This window comes from Pedobacter sp. AC190, assembly GCF_979258025.1.
In genome coordinates, this window is record NZ_OZ409824.1 from 5,103,001 (window position 1) to 5,124,898 (window position 21,898).

At 40.4% G+C, this 21,898-nt stretch carries 24 protein-coding genes and 2 pseudogenes; 13 read left to right on the forward strand and 13 right to left on the reverse strand.

Going from position 1 to position 21,898, the window contains the following annotated elements; genetic code table 11:
* The first annotated feature begins 161 nt into the window (after positions 1–161).
* From ACZZZI_RS22195 to ACZZZI_RS22235, 9 genes and pseudogenes are all read left to right on the forward strand, one after another.
* Positions 162–383, forward strand: a complete 222-nt coding sequence (locus ACZZZI_RS22195) for a tautomerase family protein (protein WP_463491488.1) — start codon at positions 162–164, stop codon at positions 381–383.
* 39 nt (positions 384–422) lie between these two features.
* Positions 423–815: a nuclear transport factor 2 family protein gene (locus tag ACZZZI_RS22200; protein ID WP_463491490.1), complete on the forward strand. Its 393-nt coding sequence runs from the start codon at positions 423–425 to the stop codon at positions 813–815.
* 1 nt (position 816) lies between these two features.
* Entirely contained in the window at positions 817–1,785 is a 969-nt protein-coding gene (locus ACZZZI_RS22205) for a zinc-binding alcohol dehydrogenase family protein (RefSeq protein WP_463491492.1), read from the forward strand.
* A gap of 19 nt (positions 1,786–1,804) precedes the next feature.
* Complete coding sequence (egtD, locus tag ACZZZI_RS22210) at positions 1,805–2,800, forward strand: L-histidine N(alpha)-methyltransferase (RefSeq protein WP_463491494.1); 996 nt, start codon at positions 1,805–1,807, stop codon at positions 2,798–2,800.
* A 498-nt stretch (positions 2,801–3,298) separates the two neighbouring features.
* On the forward strand, positions 3,299–3,901 hold the full coding sequence (locus ACZZZI_RS22215) for a recombinase family protein (protein ID WP_463491496.1): 603 nt from the start codon (positions 3,299–3,301) through the stop codon (positions 3,899–3,901).
* Positions 3,902–4,081: 180 nt separating this feature from the next.
* Positions 4,082–4,258, forward strand: a complete 177-nt coding sequence (tnpA, locus tag ACZZZI_RS22220; RefSeq protein ID WP_463491498.1) for an IS66 family insertion sequence element accessory protein TnpA — start codon at positions 4,082–4,084, stop codon at positions 4,256–4,258.
* Between the two features lie 108 nt (positions 4,259–4,366).
* Entirely contained in the window at positions 4,367–4,705 is a 339-nt protein-coding gene (gene tnpB, locus ACZZZI_RS22225) for an IS66 family insertion sequence element accessory protein TnpB (RefSeq protein ID WP_463491500.1), read from the forward strand.
* Between the two features lie 50 nt (positions 4,706–4,755).
* Positions 4,756–6,168, forward strand: a pseudogene (gene tnpC / locus ACZZZI_RS22230) (IS66 family transposase); the annotation flags it as partial.
* Positions 6,169–6,495: 327 nt separating this feature from the next.
* Positions 6,496–6,789, forward strand: a complete 294-nt coding sequence (locus ACZZZI_RS22235; protein WP_112658293.1) for a putative quinol monooxygenase — start codon at positions 6,496–6,498, stop codon at positions 6,787–6,789.
* Positions 6,790–7,408: 619 nt separating this feature from the next.
* On the opposite strand, the gene ACZZZI_RS22240 is transcribed toward ACZZZI_RS22235, so the two are convergent.
* From ACZZZI_RS22240 to ACZZZI_RS22260, 5 genes are all read right to left on the reverse strand, one after another.
* Positions 7,409–7,990, reverse strand: coding sequence for a TetR/AcrR family transcriptional regulator (locus ACZZZI_RS22240; protein WP_463483077.1), 582 nt, complete (start codon positions 7,988–7,990; stop codon positions 7,409–7,411).
* Positions 7,991–8,025: 35 nt separating this feature from the next.
* On the reverse strand, positions 8,026–9,042 hold the full coding sequence (locus tag ACZZZI_RS22245) for an aldo/keto reductase (protein ID WP_463483078.1): 1,017 nt from the start codon (positions 9,040–9,042) through the stop codon (positions 8,026–8,028).
* A 405-nt stretch (positions 9,043–9,447) separates the two neighbouring features.
* Positions 9,448–9,795, reverse strand: coding sequence for a hypothetical protein (locus tag ACZZZI_RS22250; RefSeq protein ID WP_463491502.1), 348 nt, complete (start codon positions 9,793–9,795; stop codon positions 9,448–9,450).
* 7 nt (positions 9,796–9,802) lie between these two features.
* On the reverse strand, positions 9,803–10,519 hold the full coding sequence (locus tag ACZZZI_RS22255; RefSeq protein WP_463491504.1) for a TetR/AcrR family transcriptional regulator: 717 nt from the start codon (positions 10,517–10,519) through the stop codon (positions 9,803–9,805).
* 213 nt (positions 10,520–10,732) lie between these two features.
* Positions 10,733–12,607: a chloride channel protein gene (locus ACZZZI_RS22260; RefSeq protein WP_463491506.1), complete on the reverse strand. Its 1,875-nt coding sequence runs from the start codon at positions 12,605–12,607 to the stop codon at positions 10,733–10,735.
* A 187-nt stretch (positions 12,608–12,794) separates the two neighbouring features.
* On the opposite strand from ACZZZI_RS22260, the gene ACZZZI_RS22265 reads away from it, so the two are divergent.
* On the forward strand, positions 12,795–13,496 hold the full coding sequence (locus ACZZZI_RS22265) for a Crp/Fnr family transcriptional regulator (protein WP_463491508.1): 702 nt from the start codon (positions 12,795–12,797) through the stop codon (positions 13,494–13,496).
* 357 nt (positions 13,497–13,853) lie between these two features.
* Here ACZZZI_RS22265 and ACZZZI_RS22270 read toward each other — a convergent pair whose 3' ends face one another.
* Together ACZZZI_RS22270 and ACZZZI_RS22275 are read right to left on the reverse strand one after the other, a co-directional pair.
* On the reverse strand, positions 13,854–14,537 hold the full coding sequence (locus ACZZZI_RS22270) for a DUF421 domain-containing protein (protein ID WP_463491510.1): 684 nt from the start codon (positions 14,535–14,537) through the stop codon (positions 13,854–13,856).
* Positions 14,538–14,699: 162 nt separating this feature from the next.
* The gene (locus tag ACZZZI_RS22275) at positions 14,700–15,395 is read right to left on the reverse strand and encodes an SMUG2 DNA glycosylase family protein (protein ID WP_463491512.1); all 696 of its coding nucleotides are present in this window, start codon (positions 15,393–15,395) and stop codon (positions 14,700–14,702) included.
* Positions 15,396–15,830: 435 nt separating this feature from the next.
* On the opposite strand from ACZZZI_RS22275, the gene ACZZZI_RS22280 reads away from it, so the two are divergent.
* The 3 genes from ACZZZI_RS22280 to ACZZZI_RS22290 all read left to right on the forward strand — a co-directional run bounded on the left by ACZZZI_RS22280 (position 15,831) and on the right by ACZZZI_RS22290 (position 18,504).
* Positions 15,831–17,177: a glutamate synthase-related protein gene (locus ACZZZI_RS22280; protein ID WP_463491514.1), complete on the forward strand. Its 1,347-nt coding sequence runs from the start codon at positions 15,831–15,833 to the stop codon at positions 17,175–17,177.
* 75 nt (positions 17,178–17,252) lie between these two features.
* The gene (locus ACZZZI_RS22285; protein WP_463491516.1) at positions 17,253–17,639 is read left to right on the forward strand and encodes a hypothetical protein; all 387 of its coding nucleotides are present in this window, start codon (positions 17,253–17,255) and stop codon (positions 17,637–17,639) included.
* A 517-nt stretch (positions 17,640–18,156) separates the two neighbouring features.
* Positions 18,157–18,504 (forward strand): hypothetical protein, encoded by a 348-nt coding sequence (locus ACZZZI_RS22290; RefSeq protein WP_463491518.1) that lies wholly within the window; start codon positions 18,157–18,159, stop codon positions 18,502–18,504.
* Positions 18,505–18,682: 178 nt separating this feature from the next.
* Here the strand turns inward: ACZZZI_RS22290 and ACZZZI_RS22295 are convergent.
* From ACZZZI_RS22295 to ACZZZI_RS22320, 6 genes and pseudogenes are all read right to left on the reverse strand, one after another.
* Positions 18,683–19,263, reverse strand: a pseudogene (locus ACZZZI_RS22295) (HPP family protein).
* Between the two features lie 325 nt (positions 19,264–19,588).
* Positions 19,589–19,813, reverse strand: coding sequence for a hypothetical protein (locus ACZZZI_RS22300; protein ID WP_463491520.1), 225 nt, complete (start codon positions 19,811–19,813; stop codon positions 19,589–19,591).
* A 30-nt stretch (positions 19,814–19,843) separates the two neighbouring features.
* Entirely contained in the window at positions 19,844–20,242 is a 399-nt protein-coding gene (locus ACZZZI_RS22305) for a GreA/GreB family elongation factor (protein ID WP_463491522.1), read from the reverse strand.
* A 119-nt stretch (positions 20,243–20,361) separates the two neighbouring features.
* Positions 20,362–20,841 carry a GreA/GreB family elongation factor gene (locus ACZZZI_RS22310; RefSeq protein WP_463491524.1) on the reverse strand — a complete coding sequence of 160 codons (480 nt, stop codon included), beginning with the start codon at positions 20,839–20,841 and terminating at the stop codon, positions 20,362–20,364.
* Positions 20,842–21,307: 466 nt separating this feature from the next.
* Entirely contained in the window at positions 21,308–21,646 is a 339-nt protein-coding gene (locus tag ACZZZI_RS22315) for a DUF892 family protein (protein WP_463491526.1), read from the reverse strand.
* A gap of 26 nt (positions 21,647–21,672) precedes the next feature.
* A complete protein-coding gene (locus ACZZZI_RS22320) occupies positions 21,673–21,873 on the reverse strand; it encodes a hypothetical protein (protein WP_463491528.1) in 201 nt (66 codons plus the stop codon).
* Between the last annotated feature and the right edge of the window lie 25 nt (positions 21,874–21,898).

Genomic DNA, 21,898 nt, shown 5'->3' on the forward strand with positions numbered 1-21,898 from the left:
TCGGAAATTTTTCATGACTTCCAAGCTACACAAAACCTTAAACTAGTTCAATGGTATTTCTTGTACTGGTTCATATCCTTAAATTCCGGAAGTTCCCGAAATTTGTAATCATCAGACAACGCTGAATATTCGGCCATTTTAAAACATACTTATAATTCAACATGCCACACATCACTATTAAAACTTATCCCGACGTAACTGAAGCGCAAAAACAGGAATTAACAAAAGCCATCATCAACAGTATCGTGAGCATCAACGGAAAGAATGAAGCCGTCCTCTCTATTGATATCATTGAGGTTCCTCAGGAAGAATGGATGGACAAAGTTTATGACACCGAAATCAAACCCAATATCGACAGGTTGTATAAAAGACCAGGCTATTAAAGCCCCGGCGATATATACCAAAGCTAAAATATCAGCACCATGACTAATCAAGATCAAACACCCCAACTAAGGCAGGCCATTGATGGTTTTGCCGCTACACTGAATGCCGCTGAGGCTGCCTCGCTTCAGGACCTTTTCACTGCAGATGGAAAATTTATGCCACACGGGTTTAGAACGTTAAGTTCAAAACAACTGGAATACAGTGCAAACAGTTTTCTGGCGGCCAATGCTTTTCACATTGCTTTCGAAATCCAGGATATCAGTATCGAAAATGATTTTGCGACAGTAATTGCCAAGGCAAAAACCTCTCAAAGGAAACCAGGTTCAGCAGAAGCGATAGAAAAAACAAGCAGGGATTTTTTCGTTTTCAGGAAAATAGATAACGCCTGGAAAATTCATCGTTACATTTTTAACAATGTTACCCTCCACTAATATGAAGGCAACTGTGCTCCATCAGCCTGGCAGTGCTGAAAATATTAAAATTGAACAAAGGGAAGTGCCCAAACCAGCAGAAGACGAGGTATTGGTCAGGATTAAAGCCTTCGGCTTGAACCGTTCGGAACTGATGACACGAAAAGGTTTCTCACCGGATGTAAGTTTTCCCAGAGTGCTCGGTATCGAGTGCGTTGGAGAAGTGGTAAATGATCCGTCCGGCAATTTTCAATCCGGAGAAAAGGTGGCTGCATTTATGGGCGGAATGGGCAGGCAATATGATGGGAGCTACGCAGAATATACGGTATTGCCAAAAAACATTCTAGGTTCATTCCGAAGTACTCTGCCTTGGGATATTTTGGGCGCTTTGCCGGAAATGTTCCAAACCGCATATGGCTCGCTAAATCTGGCACTAGGAATACAGGCAGGAGAAACCCTGCTTATTAGAGGCGGAACTTCTTCGGTCGGCCTGCTTGCAGCACAACTCGCAAAGTTAGCAGGAGTCAAGGTTATTGCAACAACCCGGGATCATTTCAAGATAACCCTGTTAAAAGATAACGGAGCGGACGAAGTATTGATTGATAACGGCCACCTTTTAGAGCAGCTTCAGGCAAGCATGATGCCAAGGGTAAACAAAGTTCTCGAGCTTGTCGGCACCCCTACATTAAAGGATTCTTTGGCATGTACCGCAGCTTTTGGTAAAGTCTGTATGACCGGCATGCTATCGGAACAATGGTCCATTAAGGACTTTGATCCAATGGGCTATATTCCGGCAACAGTAAGCTTAACCGTTTACGATAGCGGACAGTTCCGGGTTGACCACAGTGCGTTTCAAAGTTTCATTCAACAGATTGAGCAAGGCAAACTCATCCCGCCAATCAAGAAGGTATTTAATCTCGAGGAGATCGTCCAGGCACACCAGTTTATGGAAAGCAATGCCGGAGGTGGAAAGATTGTTATTCTAGCATAATCAAACAAAAACAAAAAAAATGATAGCAGGCCATGAACAGGAATTGATATATCAGCCAACGCCGATTGATGTTGCAGCGGAGCAGTTCTTGAAAGACGTGAAGTCGGGACTTACAGCTAAACCAAAGAAGCTTTCGTCTAAATATTTTTATGATAAAAACGGAGATGCACTTTTTCAACAGATTATGCAGCTTCCTGAATACTACCTCACCAGATCAGAACTTGACATTTTTCATAACAAAACCGCTGATCTTGCCAGGGCTATCGGAAAGGCGCCGTTCGATTTGATCGAGCTAGGCGCAGGAGACGGATCAAAAACCATTCACCTTTTGGAACACCTGAGTAACCAGGCGGCTGAATTCACTTTTATGCCTATTGACATTTCCGGAAATATCTTAATGTCCCTAAATGATCAATTAAAAGCTCAAATGCCGGCACTCTCGATTACGTGCCTGAAAGGCGATTATTTTGCCATGCTGGATGAAGCTGTCAAGATATCAGTGCGCAGAAAGGTTGTTTTAATGCTCGGAGGTAATATCGGCAATATGAACAAAGATGAAGCAAGCGCATTTTGCCAAAGCCTTTTTCAGAAACTTACTCCGGGCGACCTGGTAATTTTGGGCTTCGACCTGAAGAAAAATCCGTCAACCATTCTAAGGGCCTACGATGACAGTAAAGGGATTACGGCAGCCTTTAACCTGAATCTTTTGAGCAGAATAAACCGCGAGCTTGGCGCCAACTTCAACCTGGAACAGTTTGAGCATTACCAGACTTATGATCCGATCTCAGGCGATTGTAAGAGCTTTCTGGTGAGTACGGAAAAACAGCAGGTAAGCCAGGGTGAGAATGTTTACCGGTTTGAAAAAGACGAGGTGATATTTATGGAGGTATCAAGAAAGTTTGCGCTTGCCGAAATTGAGCAACTTGCATCTGCTTCCGGGTTTGTCTGCTCGAATTTTATTTTCGATTCAAAAGGCTGGTTCAGTGACGTGGTATGGGAAGTACCTGCACATTAAAATAATGTCAATGCTCAACAAAAGTATTGAAATCCTTGCCCGCTATGTGGCGGTTAGGGCCCACTCTGAACATATGTGTCTCACTGGAATTAGAAGATTATGTGGTACAACCCATAGCAGATGTAAGTCCGCCGAAATGGCATTTGGGACATACTACCTGGTCAAAAGGCAAAGAGAATTTTAGTGAGTTAGGTGATGCTCTACAATGCGCTAATTTATATATAGGTCAGATAGATTCGGATCTTTATAATAAAAAAACTTAAAAACAAATCATCATAAACAGGATAAACAAACTGTTTATAGAATGTACTAACTAATCTAAAATTGTTTCATCATACTGGTTCTACTGCAAATTCAAAGTATCATTAAACGGTGGTATTATGAGATTTTATTTTATCTTTAAAACTGTTTAAGGTTCAAAACGCGCATCGTCTCACAAACTTGTTTCATTAAACAAAATTTATTATAAGTTTTAATAAAGGTTTTATTGATACAATTATGAAGATTGGATATGCCAGAGTCTCTACAAAAGAACAAAATCTAAATTTGCAAATCGAAGCACTCGAAAAGGCAGGGTGCGAAATTATTTTTAAAGAAACGATTTCTGGAGCTACAAAGTTCCGCCCTGAACTCGATAAAATGATTGCTCAGTTCCGAAAAGGTGATGAACTGATTGTTTGGAAACTTGACCGCTTAGGAAGAAGCTTAAGACACATTATTGATTTAGTTTTGAGTTTAAGTGAAAAAGGAATTATTATCAAAGGTTTGACAGATGGTGTTGACACTTCAACGATCAATGGCAGGCTCTTTTTAAATATAATGGCTTCATTAGCGGAGTATGAAAGAGAATTGATAAGAGAAAGAACAAATGCTGGTTTGCAATCCGCTAGAGCTAGAGGTCGTATCGGAGGTAGACCTAAAGGCTTCGCCAAAGATACGATTGCCAAATTGATAGTTATGCGATCTGTTTATAAAGACCTGGATAAAACTCCAGAGGAAATTTATAAAGGACTTCAATTGACAAGACCAACCTTCTATAGATATGCAAAGATTCTCGATACCCACACCAATGAAGAAATAAAAAAAATGGTGAAACGGTAAAAACCATTATATCTCACAACATGCTCTTCGAAACCAAAAGAAGATCTTTAGCGTCTTAAGGAATTTATTACTTGATGCGATTAAAGCAAGGTGATCATATAATTCTTGAATTAGAGCAAAAGTATCCGCCCTACTAAGTACATCTTGATTAGCTAATTTTCTGGGTTTAGCTTTGGCAGCATGAATAATTCTAAAGAAAAGCGCAGTGCGATGAGATCCATGATCGAAGATTGGCAATCTAGTGGCAAGTCAAAGAAAGAATATTGCCTGGAAAAAGGCATCAATGAGGCCAGGTTTTATTATTGGTATTCCCGGATCAATGGAAAAGAAGATACTCCCCGGGATTTATCCCGATAGAGAGGCATTCTGGTATCAGGGAGATAGAAGTTTTTTACCCAAACGGAGTAAAACTAAAAGTTAATGTCGACCTGCCGCTTTTAGCTCAGTTGATCCGTCTGTATTAAGATGTTCTCACTAGGATCTTCGCACCGTTTTTATCTTTATTCGGGGCATTGTTATATGCGTAAAAGTTTTGATGGGCTGTGCGGATTAGTCAGCTCCGGGCTGCAGCGCAGTCCCACTAGTGGCGAAGTGTTCGTCTTTTTGAACCGCAGTCGTACACACATCAAACTACTACATTGGGAAAGTGGCGGTTTTGTTCTCTATTACAAACGGCTGGAACAGGGCACTTTTCTTAGTCCAAAAGACGGAGGAAATGAAATGTCATGGAGCGATCTGGTACTGATGGTAGAGGGTATTCATGTTGTAAAGAGTATTCAGAAAAAACGTTATTCATTAGTGTAAAAACAGGCTTTTCTCTTGTTAAATCGCTGGTAAATCTGTATTTTTAGCGTATGGAAACGGCACTGGAAAATCTATCGAAGGAGGACCTTTTAAAGGTTATTTCCAGTCGCGATGAAAAAATAGATTCGCTAACTTCTCTGAACAGTTCGCTGGTGCAGGAACGGGATTATTTGAAATCACAGATCGAAATGTTCAAGCGCATGCAGTTCGGACAGAAACGTGAGCGTTTTGAAGGTGATCCTAACCAAACGCTACTACCCTTTGAAGCCGATGCAATAGCTGTAGCCCAGCAACAGGAATCAATCAAAGAAAAGATTGAATACATACGCAAACGGCCAAACCACCATGGACGTGCAAAACTGCCCGAACATTTACCTGTTGAAGAAATCGAAATACACCCTGAAGGTGACCTTTCAGCTATGGTGTGTATCGGCAAGGAAGTTACCGAAGAATTGGAATGCGAGCCCGCACGATTCTTTATCAAAAGGTACATCCGCTATAAATATGCCGCTAAAAACGGTGAAGGCGTAAAGATCGCCGAGCTTCCAGAGCGAGTAATTGACAAAGGTATTCCCGGAGCTGGTCTGTTAGCTTCCATACTGGTGGATAAGTACGTTGACCACCTTCCCTTATACCGACAAAAACAACGCTTTGCAAGGGAAAATATACAGCTCGCTTCCTCGACCATCGAAGGTTGGACAAAGGAAGCGCTCTTTAAGCTCGAACCGCTTTACCAGCAGCTGGTCTTCGATACGAAATCAAAAGGATATTTACAGGTTGATGAAACACCCATAAAGGTGTTGGACAGCGATAAAAAAGGTGCAGCCCATCAAGGCTATTATTGGGTTTACCATGCCCCATTGGAGGGAACGGTACTTTTTGACTATAGCCCCACTCGTGGCCAGCTTGCGCCATTACCCATCCTTGGAAACTTTAAAGGTTATCTCCAAACCGACGGATATGTTGTATATGAAAAATATGCACGCAGCAAAGATATCACCCATCTGGCCTGTTGGGCACATGCCCGAAGGGAGTTTGAAAAATCATTGGATAATGATAGATCCAAGGCAGAAAAAGCACTGCTGCTGATTCAAAAACTATATGCTGTAGAAAGAATAGCCAGGGAGGGGCAGCTGGATACTGCGCAGATCAAGGAACTTCGCCTTAAGGAATCTCTTCCTATAATCAATGAAATGGGAAAATGGATATTCCAGGAAATAAAGAGTACGCTGCCAAAGAGCCAGGTCGGCAAGGCCATGGCCTATGCTTATGCCAGATGGGATGCCTTGTCTGCATACCTGTATGACGGCTCGCTACGTATTGACAACAATCTGGTCGAAAATGCAATCAGGCCTATCGCCCTGGGCAGAAAGAATTACCTCTTCGCTGGAAGCCATGAGGCAGCGCAAAGGGCGGCAATGATTTACTCTTTTTGTGCCATATGCAAAAAACACGAAGTAAACAGGACCAGAACAAGCGCCTGCGGGAGATCGCCTGGATACAGTCGCACCGCGTCCGCGTTCCAGTGGCAAGTATCCTGGGGCTTGTCCAGCTTTGCGACCTAAATGATTCCCCCAATGCGGAGATCATTTCAAAGCTAAAAATATCGGCAGAACAGCTCGACAAAGTGATCATGGAGATTATCGGATTGACGGATGACCTGATCTGATCAGTTTAGAAATATAGAATAGGTTCGTTCTAATTAGGTATTGCTAGAACGTGGCACTATTTGTGTTGCTTTTATGGTGACGGTAAATTGCCGCCGACCACTTATATTAAAAACAAGTCAAATGGAAAAATTAGCATTACTGGCAAGGCTGGAGGCCAAACCAGGTAAAGAAAAGGAAGTAGCTGAATTCTTGAAAAGCGCGTTGCCTTTGGCCGAAGCTGAACCTGGCACCATTCGCTGGTATGCCCTGCAGATCGGGCCGTCTACCTTCGGTATCTTTGACACTTTCGCCGATGAAGCCGGTCGCGAAGCGCATCTGGGCGGCGCGATCGCCAAAGCGTTGATGGCGCAGGCTCCAGATTTACTTACAGCGACACCAGTCATTGAAAAAGTAGATTTGCTGGCTGTTAAATGAACTTTAAAATAAAAAGTCCTGATCCAGTGTTTCCACTGGATCAGGACTTAAACCTCTTGTAGGTGTTTCGATTTGTTGCGTTGGAAGCGTTAATTCCTAAGCAAAACGTTAAATTCGTTCGGAAAAAAAATGACCGCGATCGATAAATTAGACGATAAGGAACTTTCTTAAAATAGATACAGGATACTAAAAAGATGAGAAAGCCAGCAGAAATCACCTATAGTTAAAACGATACAACAAATGTCTCAGAAAAGAAGATAACTAACTCGATTTTCTTTTAGCGGTATGTAATTTCCAATAAGTCTTATAGATATATTTATACTATGATATCAGTATTAATTGATGTACTAAATCACAATAAAAAAGATTGTCTCAAAAAATGAACTTTAATTTGCTATTATATATATCATTTACTCATTATCAAAAACTAAAAATTAAATTTGATTAATGAAATGAGTTTATGATAAAATAGGAAAAAAGCGGAGTACTTTAGGACAATAGTAGGCAACTCTGCTTACTTTTATATTCTCAAGCCCTACCTCCTGAAACTTATTAAATAACCAGGGAATAATGATAACATTGGCATTTGTGTATCTATCTGCTTACCAGATTTTTTCCATTATTTCGTTTCGTCTGTTCTTGTACGAACCATATCCCAACATAAAGTGAAAGAAACCTGAAAATATCTCTCTTTTTCCTGTGGATTAAGAATCAGGAAGTTAATCGTACTATACAGTAAGGTGCTATACATTTTTATAAGAAACTCAACAGGAACATCCTTGATTTGCTTATTTAAGATGGCTGCTTTCCACCATTCAAGTAATTCAAGCCAGGTATCGTCCTCCTGCATAATCTGTTTTTTATAATAAGCTGAGTTAACAAACTGTTGAATAAAGCCAAATTCACTTTGATGTGCCAATGACCATTCTATTAGGTTATTCCACATACACCGCAAGTGCTCTCTAACATCACTTGCGGTTTCTTTAGTTTTTGTCTGGGCTATAAAATTACGCTTTGCGTACACATAACTTGATGTAATAATATCATCCTTGGTAGAAAAATGATGAAAAAGCGTACCCGTAGCAACTCCTGCAGATTTTGAAATATCGGCTGTTGCAACCTTATCGAAGCCACGATCCACAAAGAGATCAATTGCGGCGATAATAATTTTTTCTTTCTTGGATATATTGTTCCCAGTCATTGCTGCCAAAGTTAGAACATTTCAATCATTACTTATTACAAGTTGCGGTCACCCTTTGTATATTCTAAGATCCATCCGGGATATTCTGCCGGCAATTGACTGATCTCATCAAGTGTGGTCAATTCCTCAGTTGTAAATTTAACATTGGCTGCGTTAAGGTTATCAGATAATTGTTCTTGTCTTTTTGCTCCGATGATAATACTTGTCACCGCAGGTTGGTGTAGTAACCAGGCAAGGGACAGCTGGGCAACAGAAACATTTTTTTCTTTAGCCATTACGTGCAGAACATCTAATATGTTAAATGCCCTTTCGGAGTTAACCAATGGGAAGTTTACAGTTTTACGCCTTCCTGAATCGTTATCCCCGGATCTTGAATATTTACCACTTAATAATCCTCCTGCAAGTGGACTCCAAACCATTAGCCCAACATTTTGATTAACTAACAATGGAATAATCTCTCGTTCAATATCCCTTCCAGCAACGGTATAGTAAGCCTGAAGCGATATGAACTTTTCTATACGGTTATATTTTGAATAAGATAGCGCCTGAGATAAAAACCAAGCTGGAACATTGCTTGCTCCAATGTAACGCACTTTCCCACTTCTTACCAGATCATCCATCACATCAAGAGTTTCTTCAACAGGGGTCAATGGATCATAAGAATGCATCTGATAGAGATCTATATAATCTGTACCTAAACGTCGAAGACTTGCATCTATCTGTTGCATCAAGTGTTTGCGGGATAAACCTTTATCATTCATCCCCGGACCCATCGCTGACCTTGCCTTGGTTGCCAATACTAAAGAATCCCGGTCAATTCCCAGGTTCTTGATAGCCTGTCCGGTGATTTCTTCAGACCTTCCTCCGCTATATACATTCGCAGTATCTATAAAATTAATGCCGGCATCTATTGCATGCTTCACTAACTGATCGGCATCCGATTGATTTAACCCTCCTAATTCTTTGTAAACAGGGTGATCCCCAAATGTCATAGTTCCTAAGCAAAATTCAGAAACAATGAGTCCTGAACTTCCTAACTTTTTAAATTTCATACAAATCAAGATTAAACCGACTGACTGGTCGGTCTACAAATGTAGCTAAATTTTTAAAATTCAATAGGCAAATAATTGGATGGCCGAGATTATCAAGAAATGGTGGATTTTTGATAGGTTGAGGGTTTTGTACTCAATTTTTTCGTCTCAAAAAACGAAGATATCTTCAATCAGTGTGTATCTTTCACTAATCTGGTTGCGCACTGGGATTGAAGCAATGTTCAGAGATCGATCCCTGTCCATTGCATGAGCAGTTTAAAGCTTTAAGAGCTCAACTTCATGATTTGCTCTCCAGCACAACGATCAGCGGGTTTAATGAAGAGTTGATGATTGGATTGTTTTCCTTAAAAAGATAAATACAAAACTTATAGCTAACTTTAAGTGACATTTGCAAAGCTAAAGGAATTAACTAACACCTTTAAAATACATTTTCATAGACAACCAGAGGGCTTGAAACTTATTGCAGATCTCCGCCAGAGTCCAATACTTCTCATGTCGGAGGGACTTGATGATGATTCCCTTTAGCCCAAACCTTATAGTCTGTACAGCGAAAACAGTCATAAAGGTTTCTTCTCCCTCATCATCACTATAACAGTCTATGATTTCTTTTACCTCATACTCCAGTTCCGAAGGATAAGGTGTGTGGACACCCCAGGCAGTAGCCGCACGCTCAGCTTGACCGAAGTGCAGGGTATAGCCTTTTTTGTTAAGTGTACACAGCACCTTTTTCAATGGTTTTTCCTTTGCTCTCATAGTATCATCATTTACCTTTTATATACGTCAGCGCCTTAATCAACAAATGAGCTTCTGCAACAGCCTTGGGAAGCATTTCTGCGGTAAAGGTTCTTTCTGAGCATCTTTTCCCGGCACTCCACTTAAAATATCGCATATTGAGAAGATAATGATTGGCCACAGATGTTATTACTCCTGCCACCGATTCCGGATCGGCATGTTCTGAAAAAGTCCCGGATTCGATTCCGAGTCTTAATATATCGGCGATATAAAGCTGATTCTTGTGTTTTATCCTGTAAAGATAAGCAAGCCCTTCTCCGTGTTCGCCTATTGTATAGAGTTGTATGAGAAGCTTATGAAAGGCTGGTTCATTGAATACCTTTTTTATCATAAGCTCGGATAATACCAACAGCGTCTCTAATGGAGAGCGGGTGCGTGCCTTGCTTTTAGCTATCAGTTCTTCAAATGTCTTTGCCCTGAGCCCGATGATACCCAGAAGCAGGTTTTGCTTGGAGCCAAAGTAATAATTTATCATACAGGAGTTTGTACCCGCGATGGCGGCCACCTCCCGTATTGTGGTATGGTAATACCCTTTTTCCGCAAAGCATCTTTCTGCAGCCTTAAGCAGTCGAAGCTGTTTTAAGGGCCATGTATTTATATTGCCACAACCATTTACAGCTCCCTCGCAAACCGCCGAAATCGCACTCCCGGTTTTCAATGAACCCTGTATTTTTTCTGATGCCATGTTGCTACATTGAAAATTCCACCAAGGGCAATCAATAGTCCTCCGGTAAATTCAAGCCATGGGAAGGACCGGATGCCATTTATATTGATCGTCCAGGGATGGGAGTCCACGGGGTTGATTGTTTTTAGGTCGGTAAAAGTGAAAAATCCCACTACACAGGCCAATATTCCTATTGCAGTCAATAGATAACTTGCTTTTTTCATAATTCTGTTTCTAATATTTCGTTTTTCTGTTTAACAGTTTTCTGCCTTTTGAGAGGGCCTTCTTGCGCTGCATGGTGTAGGAAAGATTCCTGCCACGGGTTTCATTCGAGTGCCGGAGGTTATGATAGCTTGACAAAATATCCCTACTGGACAATAAACCAAAGAATCTATCATTATCGTTCTGATCATACACAGGTACCCCATCCTGCCCACTGGTGGTTATTAATCGAATTGCTTTTTGTAAACTATCGTTGAGCCTTAAACTGGTAGTATTATTATCTACCAGGCTGGAAACGCTCGTCTGCGTATCGAGACCTGATCTGAATATATCAGCTGTAATCAATGTTCCCTTAAACTTTCCATCATCAGTTACCGCATAACTCAGCTCATGTCCAGCTAATGATTGGATCTTTGATCGAACCGCTCCCAACGTATCTTCCAGGCTAATAAGAAGAGATTGTTTCTTGAGCACATCCCTGACAGTCAGCGAAGCCAGCGGATCCGGTCCGTAAGCATCGGGTGTTAGCACTCCCCGCCTGGCAATCTTTTCAGTCATTATCGTGTTCTGCATCAAAAAAAATGAAACCAGGTATGCCCCGGTACAAGCGCCCAGGAGCGGTAGAAGGCCATTGATCTGATGGGTTGCTTCAAGGGAAAAAACTATACTGGTAAGATAGGCCCGAGAGGCGCCGGCAAACATTGCGGACATACCAACGAGTGCAGTCATTGGAACACTAATACCTGCTCCGGGAAAAAAGCTCAAAATAAGATATCCTATAATCGCACCCGTTGCCCCGCCAATGGTCATCAGCGGCGCAAGGGTACCTCCCGAAGTGCCGCTTCCCAGCGCGATAGCCCATGAGAGAAACTTGAATATACACAGACTGATCATAACTGCAAGAGAGAGTTTGCCTGAAAGTAGGTTTATAATGTTATCATACCCAACTCCAAGCGTATGCGGCGAGATAAACCCGATCAGACCTACCGCTACCCCCCCCAATGCCGGCCACCACATCCAGTGAATGGGAAGCTTTTCAAAGGTATCTTCAATAAGGTAGACAACTTTGGTAAGTCCAACCGCTAATAGACCGATGCATATCCCTACGAGACTGTAAATCCCTAAAGCCTGGTTTGAGGGAGCAGAAAGTTCGGGCATTGGAAATACCGGTCCTGATTCAAATAACAAATGGTGCCCGGCTGCGCCGGTAATGCAGGCTAGCGCAACAGGTATAATGGCTTTTGGAGAAAACTCAAACAAGAGAAGTTCGATTGCCAGGAAAATGGCTGCAATGGGTGTTCCGAAAATAGCGGACATCCCGGCCGTTGCTCCTGCGGCCAGGATAATCTTGCGCTCGTTTGGTGTGATATGCATGAGCTGTCCCAGCGTAGAGCCTAACGCACCGCCCGTGGCAATGATAGGGCCTTCAGCCCCGAACGGACCCCCCGTTCCGATCGCGATAGCCGAGGATACGGGTTTAAGGATGGCGATAGCAGGCTTGATTCGGCTTTGGTTCGTGAGCACCTGTTCCATCGCTTCGGGGATTCCATGCCCGCGGATCGCCTTTGAGCCATAAAGCGCCATCAATCCTACCAGGATTCCTCCTAATACTGGAACAAAAATTACCCATAGGCCAAGTTGGTTTTCAGAGGGACTGCGAAAGGCAAGGTCCATTGTCCCGAAGAAAGAGATATTGGTAACCAGGTTGATTAGCGATACCAGAACTTTGGCTACTGCGCTGATTACCAGTGCAACCGCTACGGAGAGTGTCGATATATAGAAAAGTCGCTTTTTGGCCAGGCCCGGCCCTGAGCCACTAAACCTGTTTTTTTTTAATGTGTCTAAAAAGGGTGAAATAGGTATTCGGTTTTTTGATATTCTTTCCATTTGATTTCTTGTAAAGCAAAGATACTGTATAAATTACAGAAATAGAAAATTAAATATTATTAAAACAATATTTTAATACAATTTTAATAAAAATAAGAAGCTTATAGTATTGTTAAAACAATATTATTCATATTTTATCAGTTATGAATAAATTATTACCTTTGCCTGAGAAAATCAAAATCAGTTTATGAGGGAAATACCAGAAGGATGTGGCGTTGATCACTGCTATCTATGCAGCAGATGTGTAAAAGACTGGCTCCCAGCTATTGCGCAACAAAGAAAAACTTACCAGCTCAAAAAAGGACAATCGGTATTTCGTGAAGGAGAGGCGGTTGAAGGAATTTATTTTGTTTATTCCGGAGTGATAAAGGTGCATAAACGTTGGGACCGGGAAAAGGAAATTATCACCAGATTTGCACTATTAGGTGATATCATCGGTCATTTAGGCCTGGGCAAAAATCCGGTTTATCCGGTTTCGGCAACAGCGCTTTCCACAGCTACTGTATGTTTTGTTGGGCTTGATTTCTTTAATTCCTCCCTGAGGGTAAATCCAGGGCTAACCATTGATCTGATGCAGTTTTTTGCCAATGAACTCCAGGAATCCCAGAAGATGATGAGAAACATGGCGCATATGTCTGTAAGGGCGAGGATCGCAAATACCTTTCTGATGCTAAAAAAACAATTTGGGCTGGATAGAAAAGGATTTATTGATATAGATCTTTCACGGCAGGATATGGCATCCTATTCAGGCACGACCTATGAGACCCTTTTTAAGGTGATAAACGAGTTTTCTGCTTCAGGAAAGATTGAAACATTCGAAAAACGAATCTTCATTTCAGATGAGCCCTACCTTCAAAGTCTTGTAAAGCTTGATCCTTTAAAGAGTTAAATTTATCGAATCCATTATTGGCCTGGAGGAAAAAGTTCCGTTTTATATAAGCAGATTTAACAAAACAGCATCAAAAAACAATTTGAGCGGAAATAATAGATGATTTAATGATCTTCCGCCGTAAGGAAATCACTTTAAAGAGGTGTGTTGAGAATATAAGCAAATATCCGTCTGCCTACCTGATCACAATCAAAATTTGGAAGTAAATAATGCTAGGCGCGGATATTACAGAAAGTTGTGTTTCTGGTAATAGGGGGTTACTAAAACAAGAACAATACGAATCACAAATACAGTGTGCCTAATTGTTAATACCTACCAGATATCCGATGAATATACTTTGCCCGCTTCAAACGCTAATTACACTATACGGCGATCCGCTTTTGACAACACCCACTTATCTGTACGGCAGATTTCGTATAGGGTTTTTGGCTGAGGGAATAACTCCTTTGTGAAACCGCAGGCAATACATGAGTAAACCCCTTTTTTATCAATAATCTGGATGAACCCAGCTAATTGATCAGGAAGTATGGGCAATCCTGGAACAACTTCGCTATCAGGCCTAAAGAAGATGCTGATTTTTCCATTTGCCTCTAGAATTGCACAATTAACCTGCCCTAAATGGCTAACATTTAACACCCTGAACTCAGCAAAAAATTCGTCAGTACCCATCTCATCTCCATTCATTTCCCTCAAACACAGCAGGCCATTTCGTATTATATATACCGGGCCACCTTCCAGGATGATTTCAGCCTTATCGTTTCTTGTGATAATGAATATTACAATCCTGTACATAATGAATACAATTGCGAACACCGCAATGGCATGTAGTAGCCCTACCTCTTGGTAAAACATTGCATCACCGGCCGCCGAGCCCAGCGTTATAATCATCACCACCTCGAATATTGAAAGTTGCTGCCCGCCCCGTTTGCCGGTGAACCTCAACACTGCGAGTGTAACGAGAAACATTATCGGTGTACGAAGTAAGATCTCTAAAAAAAAAGATGTTTTTTGATCACTTAAGAAAATTCTGTGCCAGTCCATATCCTATGACATGTAAATACGTTAATTGGGTTAAATATATACGGTATCCTAATATTCCCACAAACTAAGGAATTCAATTTATCTTTTGCAAGGAACCGCCAGGATCTTGTTGAAAAGTGCATTTCAACACATTTGCCCTTATTTGAATGATAGAACCCAGCTTTAGAATAACTGATTGAAACTTAGGATATACTTATCAATATAAAATTGCTTGTCTTTTGATTTATACTGCTGAATGAATCGTGGGTGTTCCAGTATTTTTATGCGTTCGAATAGCTTAGCCTCCTTGTTTAATTTATCTATGAAACCTGAGTTCCTCTTCCCCAGTACAAAGACCTCCGAAACGTCCAGGCCCATATCGATATGTTTCCTTAATGTATCGATCATATATTCCTTAACCGTTTCGAAGAGGGCAGGATCGTCATAATAATTGGCGTTTACCCAATTATTTTCCTTTGTTAATTTAACAATGGCTAACGGGAAAGGTGAATTAATGTAAAATTGACCATAAAACTCCTTCGCTCCTCCAAACTGAGCAATCATTTCATAAATAAAAACTGAAGATATTTCGTGTGTGTGGGCTGATTGCATTTTGATGCCGCATACACTATCAAGCCTTTTTGTATCTGTAAAGGGTATTCCGGTTATACCCGCTCCCTTACGACTCGGATTTATGCCAATAATAAACTTTCGTATATTGGTATCGTGGTAAAACTTATGATAAAATTCCCTCATGACCAACAGTGTTTCCGGATTATCAAAATAAGGATTCAGGACACGGAAGCCTTCGGGGAGTTTTGCTGTGTAATGTAATTGACAATTGAAATCTATCACCCTATCCCCAAAATTCTTGACCATTCTTTTTTATTTTAAGTAAAAAATATTTATTAGAAAAAACCATTAGATGAAGGTTTTGATCACAATCAAATAAAGATAAAATCATTCTTAATACCATTACCATTTGATTAGCATTTGCTGCTCACTTGACACTACCTTGCCAACATGAACAAATAACATCTCCAGGTAAAAATATAAGTAAAAGACGTTTGCATACTTCAAAAATGGGATATTAGTAGATTCTATGAAACTGAAAAAAAGTTCATCCGGGTGCAGGCTGTTATTTTCGAGGATAAATATCTTTCGGAATAGAAGCATCCGGTATGCCTCTTTTTTCCGACTGCAGTTTTACGATACTGCTTTCTTAAAACCAGTAAAGACTTTCTTGGCTCCGCCCCAAACTAATTAAGTTTAGGGGCTGTAAAAGTGTCCAAGGTTTTATCTTACTGCTGATTTATGGGTTTTCTAAAGTTCAGGCCGATGGCCTGCAATGGGCGTAATTTTTATTATTTGCTCTTATCGGTTATTGTGTTTATAATTTTTTTGTTTCTTTTACCTGAGGTTTCCTTCCTTGTATTCTCCCTTACCCTTGCATTTTTTTATAAAGGATCATATATTTTAAGATTTTTCACAATTTCAATTTTGAAAATCAAAAAATCTGCGTTCGTTTCAATCAACAAATTGGTTTCTTTTTTCTCTCCCAAGGCCCCGCGGTGGATCGAAGATCAGAAAAATACCGTATTTAAAAGAGCTGTTGGAGAATCTACCGAATCTATTGCCAACAATCTGCGTTCTCCACTGCAGAAGGGCTATGAGTGCCTTCGCCTCGGAATCGAACAAGTAAATGTGGATACGAGCGACTTATGCTCATCTATCGGTGGATCCTCGGGGACAGGAAGCTATAATGTTAATCTGCTTAATATTGGGATAGGTGATTTTGCCGAAAACACCGACCGCTATTCATTCATCCTTTCTGAAGCCGCAAAAAAACTTGGCTGTATGGTTCATACCCGGGAGCAGGGTCTAACATCCGGATTATTAAGGGGTGGTGGAGACCTGATCTGGCGGGTCAGGGAGAAGGATTACAGCAGGCATGGCAATATAGAGAATGCCCTTTCGGACAAAGTATTTCTAAAAACCTTGACCCGTAGCTACATCAAGTTGATTGAGATAGACATTCCTGTTGCAGATCTATTTAATCACCAAAGCATTTTTAACCTGGAAAGAATGGCTTACTTTCTGGAAAAACTGAAATCGGTAGCCGTTGAAAAACCTATAGGAATTTCGCTTAAATCGCCTGATAAAATTCATCTAAAGGCTATTATTGAAAATCTTTGGTTAAGAGATATAAAAATTGATTTCATAACTATCGAGGAAAGATGTTGCGGTACGACAGAGAGTGGAATAAATGTTCTGACAGACATCGAGGAAAATTTTATGAAGTCAATAAACGATGCAAAGCAGACATTAAGATACTTTGAGCTTGACACGAAAATAATCGCCTCCGGGAAATTTGTTTCGGAATTCGAACTTTTGAGGGCCTTGAGCTTTGGTGCAGACAGTTGTATTACCCAGACGCCTTTTGAATGGCTGCTAAAAGGCAAGTTGAACTCACCCTTAGGTTCAAGCGCTGATGTGAAATATTTAATAGAAAATTTCCATACGCATACCCTTAAAGCCGCTGCCAAGCTAATGGGCGAATGTGGATTTGGGGGAGTGGATCTCGTATCTGCCGAACGTTTTCTGAAGAAGGTCGGGAATACATCCGTCAAGAACCTTCAAAATTATTACCAAATTAAATAACTGATAAATCTTTGGACAATCCATTTGGAGCAAAAATACTTCAAGAAATTGGTAAAGCTAAATAAACTTAAAAATATGCATATAATCGGGCTAAAATTATGTCTGCTATCGTTTGCCTTCATTCTAATGGCAATTGTGGGCATGAAAGTTAGCGCAAGAAGAAAGAAAAAGGAAATTGAGGAGGACATGCTCAACCAACTAACCTCGGCAGCCAAAAAACTAGGATCTATCCCTGAGCAGACAGAAGTATTCAATGGAATGTCGCTCGGGCTGGACCAGGCTAAGGGAATACTTTTTTACCATGGCAGCGAGGATAGAAAGGTAGAAATTATCAGGGTTAGCGATAGCGTTCCTGCAAAGGTCGATATCATTATGGATTCAGGTCATATTAATCTGGTCGTTCTTAAGGTAATTTCCATGAACGGGCTCCCTATATTATACTCTTTTATGATTGGTTTCTGAATGAGGAACAGACCCTGGGCAAGTGTAAAAAAAAGGCGTTAGACTGGGAGAAAAAGGTTAATCATATGATTTTTGATAATGCCTGCAGAAAGCTCCGCCCTTAGGGATCTTATAATGTCAAGGAAAAAATTTCCTAACGAAAACTGGAACATGACGTAAAAGATCATTTATAGTGTAGTTTATCTGAACCTGAGCTTGAGATACACAAAACGATGCCGGATATTTGTCAGAGGAAAAAAACGACGCTCAACCGGTTTAACCTGGTTGCCACAAAGCTCCACTACTCGGACTGGATAAACATAGCTTTCAGTGTGTAAATTTAAATCAGAGATGATTCTATTTTTTGATATTTGAGTCGCTATTGGCTTAACCTGGGCGGTAACCAGGTTCTGCGAAAACTTAAAGTATTTCAATCCTTGGTTAATCGTTAAATAATTGACCATATCATTTAAACCAGCCTGAATGAGCCGGATAACGATTTGCAAAAATTTAATTAATAAAAGTATAGTTTAGCAATATGTTCAAAAGATTTAAAGTATGCAGGTTTCTTTTGGGACCGGAAATCCAGATTCTTGAGATCATCTTCAGAATCCCTGGCGGCGAACAGACAGTACACCTGACGAGATGGATCCTTATGCGAAAAACTCAAGAAGAGCCCAAACTGCTAGACTTACGATTTCGGGATTCTTTGGCAGAAGTCGAAGAACTCTATTTCGAAGAAGGATATCTAAAATTAAATGGCTCAGGGGGAGCTTTTATCGAAAAGTTCAATTCTGCTCAACATCATTTGCAATTGGGTGAAATTAAGTGTATCAATCCGGAATTACTTCACAAAGTTGGGTATTTGCTTGAAGAAGAGGCCTGATATATTCTGGTCAACGGTTCAATTCCGAAAACAACTCCGCATTGAAACCGTATGAGGTGGTCTTTTACTGGTAATATTACAATATGGTCATCTACATTGGATAAGTATTTTATTTCGATAAGCACAACAGGTCTCATTGAATCACTCTGGACACCTCTTGTTAAAAATGGCCACCACATCACCGTTTATATCTTCGCCATATTTGAAACCATTTTTTATTAATGGGATAGCTTCTGTGAGTTGTGCGGTTATTAAAAAAGATGGCCACAATCAGCAAAATTACAACGCCGGAGAAAACAGGGCTAAGCACATACCAGTAGCCTAAGGAGGTTATTTTTTCAGAGCCAATGTTGGCGATGAGTGCTGTAGCGCCCCCGGAGGATGCAGGGTCTTGGTTATCTGCATCAACACTATGGACAACGAAACCGATAAGGCAGAAGCAAGCCAGAGCTCGCCGGGAATGAGCTTGTGAATAGAGACACCTACAAGGGCGCAGACAAGATGTCCACCTATTAAATTCCTCGGCTGGGCCAGTGGACTGTTGATGATGCCGTAAATAAGGACAGAAGATGCCCCAAAAGATCCTATCAGAAACAGGTTATCCGTTGAGGATAGAATTCTGGAATGAAGTAGACCTATAATTGCAATACCAGAAAATGAGCCGAGAAAGGTCCAGAAATGCTCCTTTTTGTCTACTAGCGTTTCTTTGTAGAAGATATATCTGGCGCTTCGATAATGTTTGCGTAACCTTTTTCTCATGATTTACAATTTTGCCAAAAGTAATAATCTTCAGTAAAACTCTTCCGTTATTCCATTTTAAGTCTCACCTATTTGTTAAGCCCTACGTGCAAGGAACTTCTCCAAGTTTCCCGTCAACAACTGTGAACTTACACGCGAAAACGTCCATATCTTACATGTTTTGAGCATACATTAAAGGCTAATAATCTCGACCTGTTTTCAAGAAATTTAGGAAAAAGTAATAAGAATTAAATTAAAAAAGTCGGATCACGGAAGTTACACAGTTTCCGCAAATCCGACCTGACTATTATCTACCAATAACGGTAATTCTGACGCTTAATAAGATTTACCTCCATTTGATTTTATCAGCTTCAATAACAGAACTTTCAACGCCCTTTCTTTTTCCACTCAATTTATTTGAGTGATAGATAAGTATACCTATTGAAGAAAAAAGACTGGCTATAACGTACCATATTCCCTGATCAAAGAGTGCAAAAATCAGTAAGACAACATTCAAAAACAGCAGAATCCATATTATACGCCAATGAGGCACACTTACTTCGTTTCTCATGTAACATTGATTTAAATCTTCAGAATGTGATTAACCTATAATATCAGATACATTTTCTATCTGGAAGCTTTTCTCTCCATCTGTTGTCTGCCAGTATATGATAGAACCCTTGCAATGGCCCAGTAATGCAAGCCCGGGATCTGATAATATGGACAATGTCCCATGCTTGGTTTTTGTAACGTTTGGTGGTACAAAGTGATAAGTATACTCCTTACTGTTCTCCATATCAATTATGGTTACTGACTTGTATACATCTACAACACCGGCGGGTAGGTCTTTACGTAAGACTTGCCTGGCGGACTTTAATTCTGATTTTATTCTCTCTTCGTTTTCCGGAGAGAGCTTTTTTCGTGTTATCTGGGCTTTCAGGAGATCGAACATTCCCGTTGTCAGCACTATCTGGCTATTTGAATCTATAATCTGTGACATAAAGTTTTAATTTTTAAGTTCAATAATTTTTCAATAATCAGGGCCTCGGATGGCTTTTTCCGAGGCATAATCCTCAAAAACAATTATGATTTTTTGCTTGATAAGTTTCATATTTTAATTTACATGGGTGGCCGGACATCGATGATCTTAAATATTTTAATTCCTGCAGGAACCCTCCATCTGACGGTTTCCCCTTTCCGAAATCCAATAAGGGCTGCCGCAATCGGAGTTAATACAGAAATTTTCTTCTGCTTAATGTCCGCATGCTGAGGCAATACTATCGTAAGCTCCACCAGGCTATCGGTATTTTCCTCCTGAATCCAGACTTTCGAGTTAAGTCTGATGGCATGTGGTGGAAAAGCATCACCTTTCAGGATAACTGCCCTACTTAGTTCCGCCGATAACGACATCTCCGGGGAATTCGTTTTTTGTCTGGTGAAATAGGGCTTTAGCAAATCAAAGTCCTCCTGGGTTATAACTACCGCATTGTTTTCATTTAAGTTCATATCCATATTGTTAAAGCATTTAGCTATTGTGAAAAAATTTTGTTCAAAAGGGATTGATTTCAACCTATAAAGGTTGAATATCAGCCTGGGCATACAAATCTATTCAGGCTAATTAAATTTAACTAACGATATAGATTATGATAAAATGGAACATTGGATCATATCCTGAAAGAAATGTCTCAGTAAAACAGGTGCTGACCCCAGGCCGAAGGATTATAAAAGGCTTGGGGTTAGATTATCAAAATCTTTAAAGGAAGATATATAATAAATCTCGTCGTGAAAAATGTAAGGATACGGAGGAAAAATACAATGTCCGCCAAATAATCCCTTCTCTGAATGGGAAGTAGCTATGTGGTTAATATTTTTGGAGTAAATTCTCACATATCAAATATATTCAAAAATTGTATCAATTCACAAGATCCATGATCAAGGTAATGTTTTTAACAAAATTTTGACAACATTGAAGCAAATCGAAATTATCAATAAATTGATTACTATACTTTTAATAGAATGAAAAAGTAAGGATTTTTGAATTTGGTTGTAAGCCTTTTTGTAAGTCTCAAAAAACGAACGTTTTCCCTCCGCCAGTCGGAAGTTGGTAGAGTACTCTGCTTGAGCCATCCGTATCGATCAAACTGATCAGTCTTTCAATATCCTGTTGCTGATAATAAAAAGCTTTGTGCTTTCTAGCGCTGGCGTTAATAATCTTTTCCTCTCCTAATTCCATATCCGGTGAGCTTGCCGCTGAGGTCATTTTAGGCAAAGACTTGACCAGGTGGTTCTCGGCCCAGTACAGATCGCGTATGCCATCTGTAAAAAGTTCTTTTAATGGCGTTGATTTTTCCTCAGAAGGTTTGGTGCTAAGTTTTGGTGAGCTACCGCTGTCTTGTTTTTTCATATTTGTTCTGTTAAGGTTGAATAATTTTAGATGCCGCGGACAAGGGGATTATTTTCACCTGTTTCATCGGATGTAGCTCCATCGTCGGTGGAATCACTATGATCTTCAGGTGATGTTGCGTTTAGGCTGTCGCTTCCAGCGATGCCCCGATAATCTGTGTCCTCAGGCAATTCAGTCGGTTTGGATAAGCCAGTTTTGAGCTTCTGGGTTTTTGAACTAGTTTCCATGATATTAAGTAATAGGTCAATAACT